15 protein-coding genes are annotated in these 13,547 nt (G+C 60.2%); 7 read left to right on the forward strand and 8 right to left on the reverse strand.

What is annotated here, in order from left to right; all coding sequences use genetic code 11:
- The 3 genes from A4R29_RS31640 to A4R29_RS31650 are packed head-to-tail and all read left to right on the forward strand — an operon-like array spanning window position 1 to window position 1,614.
- Window positions 1–342: a hypothetical protein gene (locus tag A4R29_RS31640; RefSeq protein WP_013525138.1), complete on the forward strand. Its 342-nt coding sequence runs from the start codon at window positions 1–3 to the stop codon at window positions 340–342.
- On the forward strand, window positions 339–1,217 hold the full coding sequence (locus A4R29_RS31645; protein ID WP_013525137.1) for a cytochrome c oxidase assembly protein: 879 nt from the start codon (window positions 339–341) through the stop codon (window positions 1,215–1,217). Before A4R29_RS31640 ends, A4R29_RS31645 begins: the two co-directional genes overlap by 4 nt.
- The gene (locus A4R29_RS31650) at window positions 1,198–1,614 is read left to right on the forward strand and encodes a c-type cytochrome (protein WP_013525136.1); all 417 of its coding nucleotides are present in this window, start codon (window positions 1,198–1,200) and stop codon (window positions 1,612–1,614) included. Before A4R29_RS31645 ends, A4R29_RS31650 begins: the two co-directional genes overlap by 20 nt.
- Window positions 1,615–1,688: 74 nt before the next feature.
- Here A4R29_RS31650 and A4R29_RS31655 read toward each other — a convergent pair whose 3' ends face one another.
- The 5 genes from A4R29_RS31655 to A4R29_RS31675 all read right to left on the reverse strand — a co-directional run bounded on the left by A4R29_RS31655 (window position 1,689) and on the right by A4R29_RS31675 (window position 5,973).
- Window positions 1,689–2,468 carry a hypothetical protein gene (locus A4R29_RS31655; protein ID WP_244506994.1) on the reverse strand — a complete coding sequence of 260 codons (780 nt, stop codon included), beginning with the start codon at window positions 2,466–2,468 and terminating at the stop codon, window positions 1,689–1,691.
- A gap of 56 nt (window positions 2,469–2,524) precedes the next feature.
- Window positions 2,525–2,917: a phage holin family protein gene (locus A4R29_RS31660; RefSeq protein ID WP_013525134.1), complete on the reverse strand. Its 393-nt coding sequence runs from the start codon at window positions 2,915–2,917 to the stop codon at window positions 2,525–2,527.
- Window positions 2,914–3,522 carry a hypothetical protein gene (locus tag A4R29_RS31665; protein WP_013525133.1) on the reverse strand — a complete coding sequence of 203 codons (609 nt, stop codon included), beginning with the start codon at window positions 3,520–3,522 and terminating at the stop codon, window positions 2,914–2,916. The genes A4R29_RS31660 and A4R29_RS31665 overlap by 4 nt, the downstream gene beginning before the upstream one ends.
- Window positions 3,523–3,840: 318 nt before the next feature.
- Window positions 3,841–4,686: a manganese catalase family protein gene (locus A4R29_RS31670; protein ID WP_013525132.1), complete on the reverse strand. Its 846-nt coding sequence runs from the start codon at window positions 4,684–4,686 to the stop codon at window positions 3,841–3,843.
- Window positions 4,687–4,857: 171 nt separating this feature from the next.
- Complete coding sequence (locus A4R29_RS31675) at window positions 4,858–5,973, reverse strand: glycoside hydrolase family protein (RefSeq protein WP_164752036.1); 1,116 nt, start codon at window positions 5,971–5,973, stop codon at window positions 4,858–4,860.
- A gap of 158 nt (window positions 5,974–6,131) precedes the next feature.
- Between A4R29_RS31675 and A4R29_RS31680 the strand changes: the two genes are divergently transcribed.
- Together A4R29_RS31680 and glf are read left to right on the forward strand one after the other, a co-directional pair.
- On the forward strand, window positions 6,132–7,304 hold the full coding sequence (locus A4R29_RS31680) for a glycosyltransferase (RefSeq protein ID WP_063174004.1): 1,173 nt from the start codon (window positions 6,132–6,134) through the stop codon (window positions 7,302–7,304).
- Window positions 7,305–7,306: 2 nt separating this feature from the next.
- Window positions 7,307–8,449 (forward strand): UDP-galactopyranose mutase, encoded by a 1,143-nt coding sequence (gene glf, locus A4R29_RS31685; RefSeq protein ID WP_063170784.1) that lies wholly within the window; start codon window positions 7,307–7,309, stop codon window positions 8,447–8,449.
- 87 nt (window positions 8,450–8,536) lie between these two features.
- Here the strand turns inward: glf and A4R29_RS31690 are convergent, their stop codons facing one another.
- Complete coding sequence (locus A4R29_RS31690; protein WP_063174005.1) at window positions 8,537–9,703, reverse strand: hypothetical protein; 1,167 nt, start codon at window positions 9,701–9,703, stop codon at window positions 8,537–8,539.
- Window positions 9,704–10,154: 451 nt separating this feature from the next.
- Between A4R29_RS31690 and A4R29_RS31695 the strand changes: the two genes are divergently transcribed.
- Window positions 10,155–10,430: a hypothetical protein gene (locus A4R29_RS31695; protein WP_082827654.1), complete on the forward strand. Its 276-nt coding sequence runs from the start codon at window positions 10,155–10,157 to the stop codon at window positions 10,428–10,430.
- A gap of 686 nt (window positions 10,431–11,116) precedes the next feature.
- Here A4R29_RS31695 and A4R29_RS33750 read toward each other — a convergent pair.
- Window positions 11,117–11,290, reverse strand: a complete 174-nt coding sequence (locus A4R29_RS33750) for a hypothetical protein (protein ID WP_013525125.1) — start codon at window positions 11,288–11,290, stop codon at window positions 11,117–11,119.
- A 473-nt stretch (window positions 11,291–11,763) separates the two neighbouring features.
- A complete protein-coding gene (locus A4R29_RS33755; protein WP_244506995.1) occupies window positions 11,764–12,273 on the reverse strand; it encodes a hypothetical protein in 510 nt (169 codons plus the stop codon).
- A 532-nt stretch (window positions 12,274–12,805) separates the two neighbouring features.
- Here A4R29_RS33755 and A4R29_RS31705 point away from each other — a divergent pair.
- Window positions 12,806–13,540 carry a Crp/Fnr family transcriptional regulator gene (locus A4R29_RS31705; RefSeq protein WP_013525123.1) on the forward strand — a complete coding sequence of 245 codons (735 nt, stop codon included), beginning with the start codon at window positions 12,806–12,808 and terminating at the stop codon, window positions 13,538–13,540.
- The last annotated feature ends 7 nt before the right edge of the window (window positions 13,541–13,547 follow it).

The raw sequence follows: 13,547 nt of genomic DNA on the forward strand, positions 1-13,547 counted from the left end.
ATGCGTGCATTACGCCTGGGAACGTCTTGGGGTGGTCTTCTGTCAGGGCCGCTGGCGTGGGCGGTCTCGACACAGCTGAATTATGCGCTGGTGCCCTGGCAATGCAATCGCCAGGTGCCGGTCGTGCTTCCCGTGGCGCTGCTGCTCGTCTTGTTGTCGCTGCTCGGCGGGGCGCTGTCGTGGCGGGCGAAGCGGCGAGGCGGTGCCGCATTCAAGCCGGAGCGTACGCGCGCCACAGAGCGCTTCGTCGCCAATCTCGGCATGCTGTCGGCGTTGCTGTTTGCGCTTGTGATCCTCATGCAAGGCAGCGCGGCGCTGATCCTGGATGAGTGCCTGCGATGAATCTGGACGGGCTGTTCTCTACTTCCATCTGCTACGGCGCCGGCGCACCCGAGGCCGGGTGGACGCTCGCGCTGGCCATCACCCTGCCACTTGCCGTGCTTGCCTTGATATATGTCGTTGGAGCTGGCCGGCTTTGGCGGCGCAGCAGCCGCGGCAGGACTTTGCGGCTGCGCCAGGCTCTGCTGTTCACGGCCGGATGGGGCGTGTTGACGGCCGCGTTGGTCAGCCCGATTCATGCACTCGGTGAGCAGATCTTTGCGGCGCATATGATCGAGCATGAACTGCTGATGGCCGTGGCGGCGCCGCTGCTGGTCTCCGCCAGCCCGGCTGCGGCCTTGATGTGGGGATTTCCCGCCGGGGTCCGGCGCATTCTTGGAATGGCCGGGCACGGCAGATGGCTGAATGCGGTTTGGTCTTTCGTAACTCGACCGCTCAGCGCGACCATTGCCCACGGCCTGGCCATATGGATCTGGCACCTTCCGGCGTTGTTCGAGGCCGCGCTCGAACGCGGCGTGATGCACTATGCACAGCACGCGAGCTTCTTCGGAACAGGGCTGCTGTTCTGGTGGGTACTCTTGCCGCGTCCCGGCCGCCAGCATGCCTATGGGACCGCAGTGATGCATCTTTTCGTCACCTCGCTGCACACTGGCCTGCTTGGCGTGCTCCTGCTGCTCTCGCCGCGGCTCTGGTACCCGCAGAACGCGGTGGGTGCGGCACTATGGAATTTGAGCCCCCTGGAAGACCAGCAACTTGCCGGGCTGGTGATGTGGGTTCCCGCTGGACTGATCTATGGCGGCGCAGCGCTGCTGCTGGCCGCGCTGTGGATCAAGGCGAGCGGAAGGGGGGAGGCGGCGCATGCCTACGAGCTTGTCTAGGCTGCTTGCCGGCGCCAGCGCCGCGCTGGTGCTGCTCGTTGCGGGCGTGGCCGGAATGACCTGGTGGTCCGATCAGGCGGCGCGCATCCGCCACGAGGCGGAGGCGGCCACGGGAGGTGACATTGCGCGCGCCATGCCGATCATGACTGCGAATGGTTGTTCCGGCTGCCATACGATTTCGGGCGTGCCGGGCGCGCAAGGGCAGGTCGGTCCACGCCTCGACGCCAGTCTTGCTGACCGCACCTTTATCGGCGGCGGGCTGGCCAACAATCCAGAGAACCTGATCCGCTGGATACGATCTGCCAGGGAAATCAATCCGCGCACGGCCATGCCATCGACCCGAATTTCGGAGCAGCAGGCGCGCGATATCGCGGCCTACCTCTACGCTCTGAAATGATTGAGCGGTTCACCGTTTGACGGGCAACGCCGACCCTGTGTGGAAGAGACCGACTATCGCCGATCCAGGATCATCTAGCTTTGATGCTGAGACGGATCGGATATCCGTTCACGCACGGCATGCTCGGTCTTGTCTGCTGTGGACTTCACGATCTCGCCGAGCTGATCGGCGATCGTGTCTGCTTCCATATGTTGCCGGCCAGCTTCCTGCTTGATGGTCTCATAGGCTTCGGCGGCGACCTGCTTGGCCTCGTCGAGACCCCTGTCAAGCATGGTTTCGGCGGTATCGCGAAGCTTGTCGCCATAGGCGCCTAGCTGCTCATCCTCCGTTGCGGTATGGGGCAGCATTGCACCTATGGCGGCGCCGATGGCGAGACCCGCGGCCGCTATGGCCAAGGGCTGGTTCTCCAACAGATCTTGCGCGGAGCGGGTGGCTTTCGCCGCCATGTCGCCGGTCACCGATCTTGCAGTGGCCGTGCTGCCCGTCAAACCCTCCGCGGCGCTGCTTGCCGCGCTGGAAACGGTATCGCCGACGCTGGTGGCAGCTGATGACAGAGATGCGGCGGCATCGGAAAGCGTGCTGCCCAGGCCTCCACGTTCCCGTTCATCATGTCGTCCCGGCGCCGAGGGCATTGAGTAGCCAGCCGAACCGCGGGCGGTGTCTGCGATACCACTGCCAAACATCAGCCAAGCCAGACCCGCTCCCACCATGGTGACCGGCAAAGGATTGTCTCGGACCTGCGTTCTGAGGTTGGCGAGCATGGCCGAACTCTCCCCTCCCGAGAACAGCCCGGTGAACTCATCCAGCAATTGTCCCGGCGACATCCTGCCTCGAATGGATTCGGCGGTCTCCATCACCCGCGCACGGGCTGCCTCGGCCTCGCGTTCAAGTTCGGCTGCGGATTTCTCAGTCATCTCACTTGTTCCTTGATCACGCTCGCGTCGCGCTTGAGCTGTTCCTGGGTGCGGTCGGGGGTAAGTTCCGAAGGCGCCATGCTGGCCGTCCCGGTCCGCAGCAGGATAATGCCGAGGGCCGCCACGACCACGCCGACCAGCAGGGAAGACCACCCCGCGCCAAGTCCTGCCCGCGTCAGTGCAATAACGAGTGCCTGCAGCAACACCATTAGCGCGGCGAGCAGGCAGATCGCGCCGCCCAGCACTTCCGCGGCACCTGCTCCGGCCTTGGCAAGCTTTTCAGAAAGCTCGGCCCGAAACAGCCTGGCCTCGGTTTGCACCAAAGTGGTGACATTCTGGGCCAAGTCGGTGATCAGCCCGGCAAGGCTTGGGTTGTCCTGGGTGTTCATCTGTCCTGCTCCGCGCTCTGCATAGCCCCATCATCGCCGACGACGCCCGAATCCTGCGACCGATCAGCGGACCAACCTTGTGCCTGATCGGTGTGGGATTTGAGGTCTCCCGGCGCATCCTGAAATTCTCGACCCGCCGGCGGCGAGGCCTTGATGAAGCGCCCGAGAGCCAATCCGGCCAGTACCGATCCGGCAAGCAGGACACCGGGATTTTGCCGGCCAAAGGACTGCACGTCCTCCAGGACCTGGCCGAACGGCTTCTGTTTCAATGACGATGAAAGCCGCTCCAGGCCACCGGCAGCATCCAATGCGAACTTCGATGCGTTCCTTTCATCGTTGTTGGCCAGGTGGTCACTGGCCGCGCGCAGTGCGCCGCCCAGCGCCGCCAGGCTCGATCCGATGTCGCGCTGCGCTTCCTGCGCCTTGTCGGAGATGACCTCCCTGGCTTCAGATGCATAGTCGCCAGCCTTGCGGGTCACCTCGTCACGCGCGTCGTGAAGCAACTCGCTGGCACGCTCATTTTCCTGGCGAAGCCTTTCGGAAACGTCGCTTTTCGCCTTGTCGAAATCGGTGGGCTGTCCGCCCTGATCGTTTTCATGCTGCATGGGGCCACCTAGTGAAGACCGAGGAAGGAGAGGACCGCCAGCACGACAACGATAACGCCGATAAGATAGATGACACTGTTCATGTGCACGTCCTCCGTGGCTGTCCAACTTCGCGGAGCCGGCGATGTTCCCTAGGTGAAGCATTTATGTCGAAGCGGAAATGGAGAGCTTCGTCAGGCACGCACCAGTCACCAATGGGTCGCGCTATCCCTCGTGCGGAGCGCCAGTTGCTCGGTACCACCGGGTGCGCCCGACTCCGCAGGAGCCGCTAGCAGGAGACAGCCGAGTGCCGGCTGCCTCCGGCATTGCTATCTTTGCCTATTCGGCTGCCCGCCTGTCGATCATCTGCTCGCTCTGGGCGCCGGAACTTGGCCGAGGCGGCGACAGCATGGGCTCCTCGCCCATTGGCGAACCGGCGACCAGGGAGAACTCGCCCTTGCCGTCCATCGACGGTCCTTCGCTCCAACGACCCTGCGCTGGTTCGACACCTTCGACGAAGCAATTGATGAAGGCATAGGATACGTCCTGATGCTCCTTTTCCTGCGGGAAGGAGTTGGGGACCGGCAGAGACGCGTTCAGTCCGCCCATATCTTCGATTGCCGCGAGCCACTGCTGTTGGTGCATGGTGTCGCGCGCAATAAGGAAGGACAGCATGTCCTTCATGCCGGGATCGCTGGTCATGTTGTACAGGCGGGTCGCAAGCACGCGGCCGCTTCCTTCCGCGGTGACGTTTGCGACCATATCCGCGGCAAGATTGCCGCTGGCATAGACATGCGAAGCATTGAAGGGAACGCCGTTGGCGTTTTCAGGCAGTGCGGCCAGGCCGGTCGACAAGATATGGCGGAAGTTCATCCCGTTGAGGACCGAGCCGCCGACCGTGTCCGACGAGATGTCCTCCTGCAGCGAAAGTGGTGCACCCTCAAGATTGAGGGCGACCGCAGTCGCCAGCATTTCGATATGGCCGAGCTCCTCGGTCGCCGTGTTCAACAACAGGTCGCGGTATTTGGCCGGCCCGCGGCATCCCCATGCCTGGAAGAAATACTGCAAGGCCACGCGGATCTCGCCTTCTACTCCGCCGATGGCCTGCTGCAAGGCACGGGCAAAGACTGGATTGGGCGTTTCCACACGAACCGGGTACTGCAATTTCTTGTCGGTGTAATACATGGCTGACTCCTGGTTGGAAGTCAGCCGAACCTCAGCTCTGATGCATTGTTCCGTGCGAGGAACACTTAATTCCGGCAGTTTTCCGCGGGAATGTCTCGAGCCACGGACGCTTATTCGCAATGCGAGCCGTCCAGTTCGTTGATGCAGTCGCTACGAGTGGCGCCGACCGGATCACGCGACCCTGGAAAGCAGAGCGACGTCACATCTGGCCAAGCCGTAGCGCCACCGATGATCAGTCGTGGCGACCCGGCTCTGATAAAACAGTGAAAGCTGGCTGCCTTCGATCATCACTGTCGAGTGGCCGTTCTCTCCCGGCTGGCCTGGTTCCAGCACCGGGCCGATCGAGACGTAAGGTCCAGCAACGTTATCCGCGATGGCAAAAAACACGCGTTGCCGGTTCCCGCGAAGGCCATTGGGCAGAAAGCAAGTGGCATTGAGAAGCACGCGACCGTCCGGCAATTCGACCAGTTGTGCGCCCTCAATGCCCCATTCATAGTCGGGATCCTCTCTCGTGTTGTGGTGAGGCACATCATTGTGGTCGAGGATCTTGCCGATCCGCTTCCAGGGACCGAACCATGAGTCGGATTGGCTGCGTGCGAGATAGATGTCGGGCTGCGGCACCCTGGTGAATTTTGGCATGGCGGAATAGACGAGGTAGCGCTTGCCGCCAATAAGTGCGGGATGCGGATCGTAAATGCCATCTTCCTCCGTGTCCGGGATGGCGAGGATTGCGGGGCTAAGAACCACCCACTGGAACCCGTCATTGGAAACCGCATGCTCGCAGCGGCCGCCAGACTTCATGAACTCGGTCTGGATGAACATGTGAAAGACGCCGCTTTCGTGGATGACCCCCGGAGCCGCAACACCACTCCCATTGATTGGAAGCTCGATCGACTGATGCTCGGTCCACGGCCCATAAAGGTCCGGCGCCGTGGCGTGCAGTATCGTCCACGTCTCGGTGGTCACCGTGCCGCTCGAGCCGAAGACGTGCCACAGGCTGCCATCAAAGACGGGGCAAGGGTCCTTGAGGTCATCCACGCTTTGCGGATGAAACAGCGGAAAAACGTTGGTCGCAAAGTCGATCTTCATATCAGCCCCGGAATTCGCCTGGCACGGACTCGCCAGCGATGCGGGCGAATCAACTTGATGTCCTGCGCATTTTATAGCCAGCGACTTCAACGCAAATACGGCAGGTCCGTTCTCCACCGACATTCCCCCGTCGCTCACGCTTTCAAAGCCCGGCGATGCGCGGCGGGCGTTCTCAGCTTCGCGGAAATATGGTCGCATTCGTGATCCGAGCGGTGACCGAGAGCTCTTCACTTCACCTTGGAACAACTCACGCGCTGGAAAGTTAGGAGCTGGCATCGAAGTCTATTTTTCCTCGATCCGCGCTTAACAAATGTTAGTCGTAACATAAACTAAAGATTACGGGAAGGAACATCTCAATGGAAGCAGCCTTGGGCAGGGTATCCGCCAGTAAACACACTGGCAGGGAAAATCTACTGGTTTGCTTCTCCCACTTGCGATGGAATTTCGTTCATCAACGGCCGCAGCATATCCTCACCCTCGCATCCGAGCAGCAGAGAGTGGTCTACTTTGAGGAGCCTGTTTTCGAAGAACTGCCACAGCCGCAGATGCGGACGAGCGAGGCATCGCCAAACATCCTGATCGTGACACCAGTGCTGCCGCTCGGCGCGTCGGCCGCCAAATCAGATGCCGTGCAGCGGAGATTTGTTCAGCAGATCATAGCTTCTATGCCGCACAGCCGGCTGATCGCCTGGTATTACACGCCGATGGCTCTCCGCTTCACGGAGTTCCTTGACCCAGACATATGCGTCTACGACTGCATGGACGAACTCTCCGCCTTCAAGAACGCGCCGCCCGAACTGGCGCAGATGGAAAAGGCACTTCTGCGCCGTGCCGATCTCGTTTTCACCGGTGGTCTGAGCCTGTTCGAGACCAAGCGCCGCCTGCATCAGGCTATTTACCCTTTTCCGAGCAGCATCGACGTGAAACACTTTCACAAGGCAAGGCTGCCAGGAAAGGACCCAGCCGATCAGGCCGGCATTCCTCGCCCGAGGGTGGGGTATTTCGGCGTCATCGACGAGCGGCTGGACGCCGGACTCGTGGCGCTAGCGGCGCGGACGTTGCCGGACGTGCATTTCGTCATGATTGGCCCCGTGGTCAAAATCGATCCTGCAATCCTGCCAAAGGCCGACAACCTGCATTGGTTGGGCGCGAAGACCTACTGCGACCTGCCCGATTATCTGCGCCATTGGGATGCCGGCTGGATGCCGTTTGCACTCAACGAAGCGACCCGGTTCATCAGCCCAACCAAGACGCCAGAGTTCCTGGCTGCGGGCCTGCCCGTAATCTCGACGGCGATCGTTGACGTCGTGCGCAGCTACGGCGCTGCTGGACTGGTGGAAATCGCCGACAGTGACGACTTGGAGAGCAAGCTGCGCTCCATGCTTTTGCGACCGCGTGAGATGCTGCTGCCGCAAGTCGATGCCTATCTGGCTGACATGTCGTGGGAAAGAACATGGACGGCCATGGCCGCTCACATTGAGGGCGCCTACCGACACAAGAAGGTCGTCCCGTTGCGCAGGAGCGCATAGCCATGTTCGATTGGCTGATCGTCGGCGCGGGGTTTGCCGGCAGCGTGCTTGCCGAAAGAATAGCCTCGCAGCGTCATGAAAGCGTTCTCTTGGTCGATCGCCGCAGCCATGTCGGCGGCAACGCCTATGATTGCTATAATGAAGCCGGCATCCTCATCCACCGCTATGGGCCACATATTTTTCACACCAACAGCCAGTCGATCGTGGACTACCTCTCGCAGTTCACCCAATGGCGCACATACGAGCATAGGGTTCTGGCGGCGGTGGATGGGATACTGCTCCCCATCCCGATCAATCTGGACACGATAAACCGCCTTTATGGCCTCGAACTGAATTCTGCACAGTTGGAGGAGTTCTTCGCGTCGCGACGCGAAACGGTAGAGGACGTGCGAACGGCCGAGGATGTTGTCGTCAGCACCGTGGGACGCGAACTCTACGAAAAATTCTTCCGTGGCTACACCAGAAAGCAATGGGGCGTCGATCCGAACCAGCTGAGCAAATCGGTGACGGCACGAGTGCCGACCAGGACCAACCGCGATGACCGATATTTCAGCGACAGCTTCCAGAAGATGCCTGCCGGCGGATACACGAGGATGTTCGAGCGCATGCTCGACCATCCGAACATCAAGATCATGCTGCAGACCGACTTCCGCGAAATTCGTGACGAGATACCGTTCAACCGCCTGATCTATACCGGCCCGATCGACGAGTACTTCGGCTGGCGGCTGGGGCGTCTTCCTTATCGTTCGCTCCGCTTCGAGCACGTCACCCTCGACCAAGAGCAGTTTCAGCCGGTTGCCGTCGTCAACTATCCCCAGACGGAAGATTACACCCGCATCACCGAGTACAAACATCTGACCGGCCAGCAGAACGCGCGGACCAGCCTGACCTACGAATATCCCACCGACATCGGGGACCCGTACTATCCGGTGCCGCGGGCCGAAAACGAAGAGCTCTTCAAGCGCTACGAAGCGCTTGGCGCAACCTGTCCCGACGTGTGGTTTGTCGGTCGCCTGGCAACCTACCGCTACTACAACATGGATCAGGTGGTCGGGCAGGCCCTGGCAACCTTCGCCCGCATCCAGAAGAGCGTCCCGGAATGGGCGAGCGCGGGGAAGGCGTCGTTGGCCGAAGGGGCGCTGTAGCTCGCCCACCCGGACGTACCTGGGAGCATCGAGCGTGGCAAGGCGGCGCCGACAGGCGCTCGCAACATCCCTCGTGCCGCTCATGTATTAACGCGTCAGGTTCGCCGCGAACAAAGCTCGCTGGCGGGCCAATTCCTCCGCGATGGGCTTGCGGACGTGCCGACTGCCGTCCGCCTGGACGACCGAAAACAATCCCACCTCCGCATGCCGCGAATTGTCCCAGCCCGGATAGGCGGTTATCGGGTATAGGCAAATACCTTCGATCGGCGCTTCGAGGTCAATTGCGGCACGCACCTCGTCGCAGACATAATGGAGCCACGCCGCCCCGCCTGATCCCTCGGAGCCGGTCTCGGCGATGAACATCGACTTGCCATATCGATGCGCGACCTCGATCAGCATCTCGGATAGGGCACGGTACTCGTGGTGCCCCATGGGAATCGTCGGCCCGTTGAGGTACCACTGATTGTGCGGGTAGAAATTCAGGCCAACGACATCGACAACATCGTCGCTGCCCCCCAACTCAGGCTCTGCCCGGCCCAGCAGCATGTCGTAAGCTTCGAACTGTCCGAGACGGGCATTTTCGGCCCGACGCCGTTCGGTCCGCGTTCGGTCGCGAGGGGCAATGTGGATAAGCGGCTCGGCCCAGACAAATCTGCAAGCGGGATCGACCTCGCGCATCGCGCGAACGCCAGCTATTGCAGCTCTCACGAGGTGCCTCTTGAACCATCCCCGCTTCTTCGGGCCAACGCGCGGGAAATAGCCAACCTCAACAGCCCAGGCGAAAAACGAGATTTCGTTGATCGGGCACAACAAAGGCGCTGTACCGGCGATTGAACGATGAACCCTCACAGCTTCTGCAGCGAACGAGGCATAGGCATCGATGAAATGCATCGACCCTTGATCAACGTGGTCTGGACATCCGTAGTGGAAGATGTCCCAGATGACCTGGACACCTTCCGATTGCGCTGCTTCGACCATCGGCGTCCAGCTTGACCAGTCATAGTTTCCAGGAGCGGTTTCGATGAGGTGCCAGCGCAACCCGTCGCGGACGGTACGAAGACCGAGTTCGGCGCAACCGCGGTAGTCGCCCAGGGCGTGCAAATAATGCGAGGTCGCACGGATAAGATCGAGGCGGACGCCGTCCTTGCGCCGGTGCGACGAGCACTCAAAACCAGCCATGAAAAAACTGGCGAAGGGCGACGTGCCCGCAATCGAAGTCACCTCATTGCCTTCGCTGTGTCGTGCTTCGGTCATACGAAGTCTCCTGCAGGCATTTGGGCTCAGTCTCGGCTGCCGAATGCAGATCGAAGCAGCCATGAGCAATCCGGCTGCCGTATCTCATCCGCCAGGCTGCACTTTCGTCCTGTGCTTAACGGGATGGTTCCAAACCGGATGATCGAGCCTTTGTTCCCGTCGACCCCGTCAGAGGCAGATAGCAGCCAGGGAAGAAGCTGCGCGAGGCAAGTCGGGGGTCAGGCACATGCCGTGATCGGATCATCCAACGCTCCGACGAAGGCAGGCGACAGTCCGTTCAAATTTCGACTTTCCAATATCGATCATGCAGGCGAGAGGGACGCGGCCCGTCGCGTCAAGCCGCTCCGTCGATCTTTGCCGGCAGAGCGCGCGCCATTCAGCTCAAGCGGGAACATTGGCTACGTCAGCAAGTTTGATCGCCATAGCAAGGGGCCGCAGGGCGGGCGCGCAGATGAGACATCTGGTCAAGGAAATCCTGGTCGAGATCGCTGAAATCCTTCCAGAGATGGCTCAAAAGGGCGACAACTCGGCCGAAGCACTGCCTGTCCATGCGCCGAACTTCCCCCACGATCTGGAGCCGGTTATCCGGGCAGACCCTTCCTACGAGGTGCCATCGCAACGCGCCGACGATCGGCATAAATCAGTCGCAGTTGAGCAAGCCGCAAGCTGTATGGAGGGATACGGCGCCGGCTCGGATGATCTTGCCTTTGCCAGTCACTGCAGATGACCCCACGGTCAAGGCTCACGCCTCTGACGGGCACCACGCACGGCGTCGAGTGCCGAGCGAACGGCTTCAACGTTTGAGGTGTGGGGCTGGGCTTACGGCCTGAAGATCAACGGCGGTTGGCCCTGCGCCTCTTCATCGCGCCATCGCTTCGGTCCGCCTGCGACGCTACGCGGCACAGTCGCGCGTGAGCCAAACCGTACCCACGGGTCAATCTCTTCTCCCAAGAAGGCCGCGCCATGGAGGGACCAATAGCGCGGCCCGGCCGAGGTATGACCCACTAGCCTTCGTCGGATGCCAGTGACAACATCCGAGCAGAACTCAACCATTCGAAACAGCCAATGTTTCCTTGGCATCTGGCCCAGGCGCCACCTGCAGCAGTTCCCTTGGACGGTCCTGTTCTGGCAATGAGCTGATCCAGCCATAAGGTGCGCGGCTCAACAGCCTCTACCCCGTAGCATGTCTTTAAAGTGGCTTCTTCGAAGTGCGCTCCGGAGTGCTGGAGCAGCCACATCACACGGGTTTTGTCGTCGACGCTGCCTTCTGAAAGCGCGTGGTAGCGGGAGCAGTCATGACACCCTCCGTTGGGGCGGAAGCATGTTCTTCGCTCACAGCCGGCGGAGCCCAGAAACTACCGCCGCGAGAGCAATAATATTTTCAGTCGAGATCATGTGACCGGCAGAAGCGTTCTAGTGCCTCTCTTTCAGAAATCGGGCTTCACGAAGCAGCGAATTCCAATCCGTGCCGATAAGCTTGATCAGACCGCGCGCATCCGGCTCTGAAATACCGACTTCTTCAGACAGACGTCGGGCAAGCAATTGCTGATTGCCCTTTTCGACTCGGCCATCGCCATCCTTTTTCATTGGGTTCCTCCTTTGGGAAGCCAACTTGCGGAATGACCTTTCGTTTCACGAAACAAGAAAAAAGCCCGCGTCCGATTCGCGGCAGCGAGGATAGCGCCATTCGCTCGGGACTGTCGCAGGCGGTGCAAAGCAGGTCCACCTGGGGCGAACCAACACCGCACACCTTCGATAACGTACGCAAACCGGGTCCCAACAGAACCTGCGCGAACCCCGTGCAAGCCGCGCCGAAACGCCCCGCAGCCCCTCAGAATTAATGGGGATTGGCATCGGTGGTGTGTTTTGGGACGTGGGCGGTCAGGCGGGTCTCCTGACCTCCATGTTGAGGAAATGCTTCGGTCCGGGGCCGCCACGGTCCTCGAACGTAGCGGCTATGACGCCAGGGACTGGCATTTCAAGGGCCGCTATGGGAGATGGTCCAAGGGCGCGGGATGCTCGGATCAAAAACCGCGGGAACGCGGCCGTATCTTCTTTGATCACTGCCTGATGAACATGCCCGTATAGGTCTGGCCGGCGAGCGTATGGCTTGCGGACAGCGTGCCGTCGGGCATCATCCTAAAACTGACGTCCGCGCCATTCGGGAGGCGCCCCAGCTTCAACGTATTCCCTACAATTTTTCCTTCGCCCGCGGCCTCACCCGGATTGTCATCGCTCAGAATTCCCCATGCGTAGGTTACGGTCACCTTTCCGTTTGAAGAAACAGATTGAACAGACAGTTTACCTTCATATGTGCCTTCCAATCGCCCGACCCAGTTGCCCGAAAAAGCGGCGTACTTTGTTGGAACGCCCTTTGAAGGAGGAATGATTGCCACGGATTGATCCATTATTGCCGGGCCGGGGGGAACAACGGCAGGATCCAAGGCGGATTGGGAGGGAATGGCAGCAGGTTCGATAGCGGCGGATTGCAGCGGTTCAGGAGCCGATTGGCACGCGGGTAGGGCAAGTGCTGCGAAGGCCAGTATAAGGTTCCGCATCAATTTCTCCACATCGTTTCCGAAGGACATATCCGAAAGCCCGCTGATCGGCAGAAAGTTCCATTCCCCACCAGGCCGGATTTTGGAGACGCCTGATGAACCATGAGTGACCCCAATAGATAGCCGCTCGTCAACCGTGTAGCGACATTGCGCGGCCGCACCTCAAGCGGGCTCGTTGAGATGCCCATTTGCAAGGCCGGATTTCTCGGTTCAGGTGAGACGCCTTTTGCCTGATGCCTGGCCGGAGCCATCTGGTCCTCATAGGTAAGGTTGCAGCGTCAGGCCTTGGCGGATCAACCACCTCATGTGATGTCGCAGCGACAATTGCGAGCGCAGCCTATGTCATAGGTTAATGCGCTGCTCGAGGGGCTCGATTATGGGAGTGCAGCACTCCTGTGCCCCGTGCAATGAAGTCCCGGCCAAGGACCTGCCTCGGCATCCTGAATTCCCAGTTCCCGACCAGCAGTCCGGCGCCTCGTTACGGCTATTCGGAACTTTTGACGCGGATGCAAGTTCGATAACCAACATCAGCTAGGTAGCCACTTTGTCACCCACTTCATCCTCGGATGTACTTATCCGCAAGCTCCAGAGCATCTCGGATCTCCGAGAGGGCGATATTGATGTTTTGAAAGACATCCAAATTCAGGAGAAGGATTTTCTTGCCAATTACGACCTGGTGCGTGAGGGTGACCGCCCTGTCAATTCGTTCGTGGTTTTGGATGGCCTGCTCGGTTCCACCAAACTTACCGGCGATGGCAAACGGCAGATTACATCCTTCTTTGTGGCTGGGGACATTCCCGATCTGCACGGACTGCATCTGTCGGTCATGGATTGCAATTTCACGACCCTGACAGCAGCCAGACTGGGCTTCATGCGACATGACGCTCTTCGAGCCATTTGCGAACAGCATCCCCGAATCGCGACGGCTTTTTGGCGCTCGACGCTGATCGATGCAGCGATTTACAGGGAATGGGTAACGAATGTGGGACGACGCGAGGCCTATACGCGCATGGCTCACATCTTGTGCGAACTGATCTTTCGCTTGCGCTCGGTTGGACGCATCCAGGATCACGTCGCGGATCTTCCCATTACCCAGGCAGCACTTGGCGATGCATTGGGCTTGTCTACAGTCCACGTCAACCGAATGCTTCAGGAACTTCGACGTAGAGGCCTCATCGCCACCACAGGCCCAAGGGTGCAGGCTCTTGATTGGCCCGGCCTCACTCGTGCAGGTGATTTCGAAACGACCTACTTGCACCAAAGGAACCCCGCAGCTTAGTGGTGAC

This window comes from Mesorhizobium ciceri biovar biserrulae, from assembly GCF_001618845.1.
Classification (GTDB): Bacteria; Pseudomonadota; Alphaproteobacteria; order Rhizobiales; family Rhizobiaceae; genus Mesorhizobium; species Mesorhizobium ciceri.

Coding starts and splice junctions, on each gene's coding strand:
- A4R29_RS31640 (WP_013525138.1), top strand. CDS start 1: ATGCGTGCATTACGCCTGGGAACGTCTTGGGGTGGTCTTCTGTCAGGG.
- A4R29_RS31645 (WP_013525137.1), top strand. CDS start 339: ATGAATCTGGACGGGCTGTTCTCTACTTCCATCTGCTACGGCGCCGGC.
- A4R29_RS31650 (WP_013525136.1), top strand. CDS start 1,198: ATGCCTACGAGCTTGTCTAGGCTGCTTGCCGGCGCCAGCGCCGCGCTG.
- A4R29_RS31655 (WP_244506994.1), bottom strand. CDS start 2,468: ATGGAGACCGCCGAATCCATTCGAGGCAGGATGTCGCCGGGACAATTG.
- A4R29_RS31660 (WP_013525134.1), bottom strand. CDS start 2,917: ATGAACACCCAGGACAACCCAAGCCTTGCCGGGCTGATCACCGACTTG.
- A4R29_RS31665 (WP_013525133.1), bottom strand. CDS start 3,522: ATGCAGCATGAAAACGATCAGGGCGGACAGCCCACCGATTTCGACAAG.
- A4R29_RS31670 (WP_013525132.1), bottom strand. CDS start 4,686: ATGTATTACACCGACAAGAAATTGCAGTACCCGGTTCGTGTGGAAACG.
- A4R29_RS31675 (WP_164752036.1), bottom strand. CDS start 5,973: ATGCGACCATATTTCCGCGAAGCTGAGAACGCCCGCCGCGCATCGCCG.
- A4R29_RS31680 (WP_063174004.1), top strand. CDS start 6,132: ATGGAAGCAGCCTTGGGCAGGGTATCCGCCAGTAAACACACTGGCAGG.
- glf (WP_063170784.1), top strand. CDS start 7,307: ATGTTCGATTGGCTGATCGTCGGCGCGGGGTTTGCCGGCAGCGTGCTT.
- A4R29_RS31690 (WP_063174005.1), bottom strand. CDS start 9,703: ATGACCGAAGCACGACACAGCGAAGGCAATGAGGTGACTTCGATTGCG.
- A4R29_RS31695 (WP_082827654.1), top strand. CDS start 10,155: ATGAGACATCTGGTCAAGGAAATCCTGGTCGAGATCGCTGAAATCCTT.
- A4R29_RS33750 (WP_013525125.1), bottom strand. CDS start 11,290: ATGAAAAAGGATGGCGATGGCCGAGTCGAAAAGGGCAATCAGCAATTG.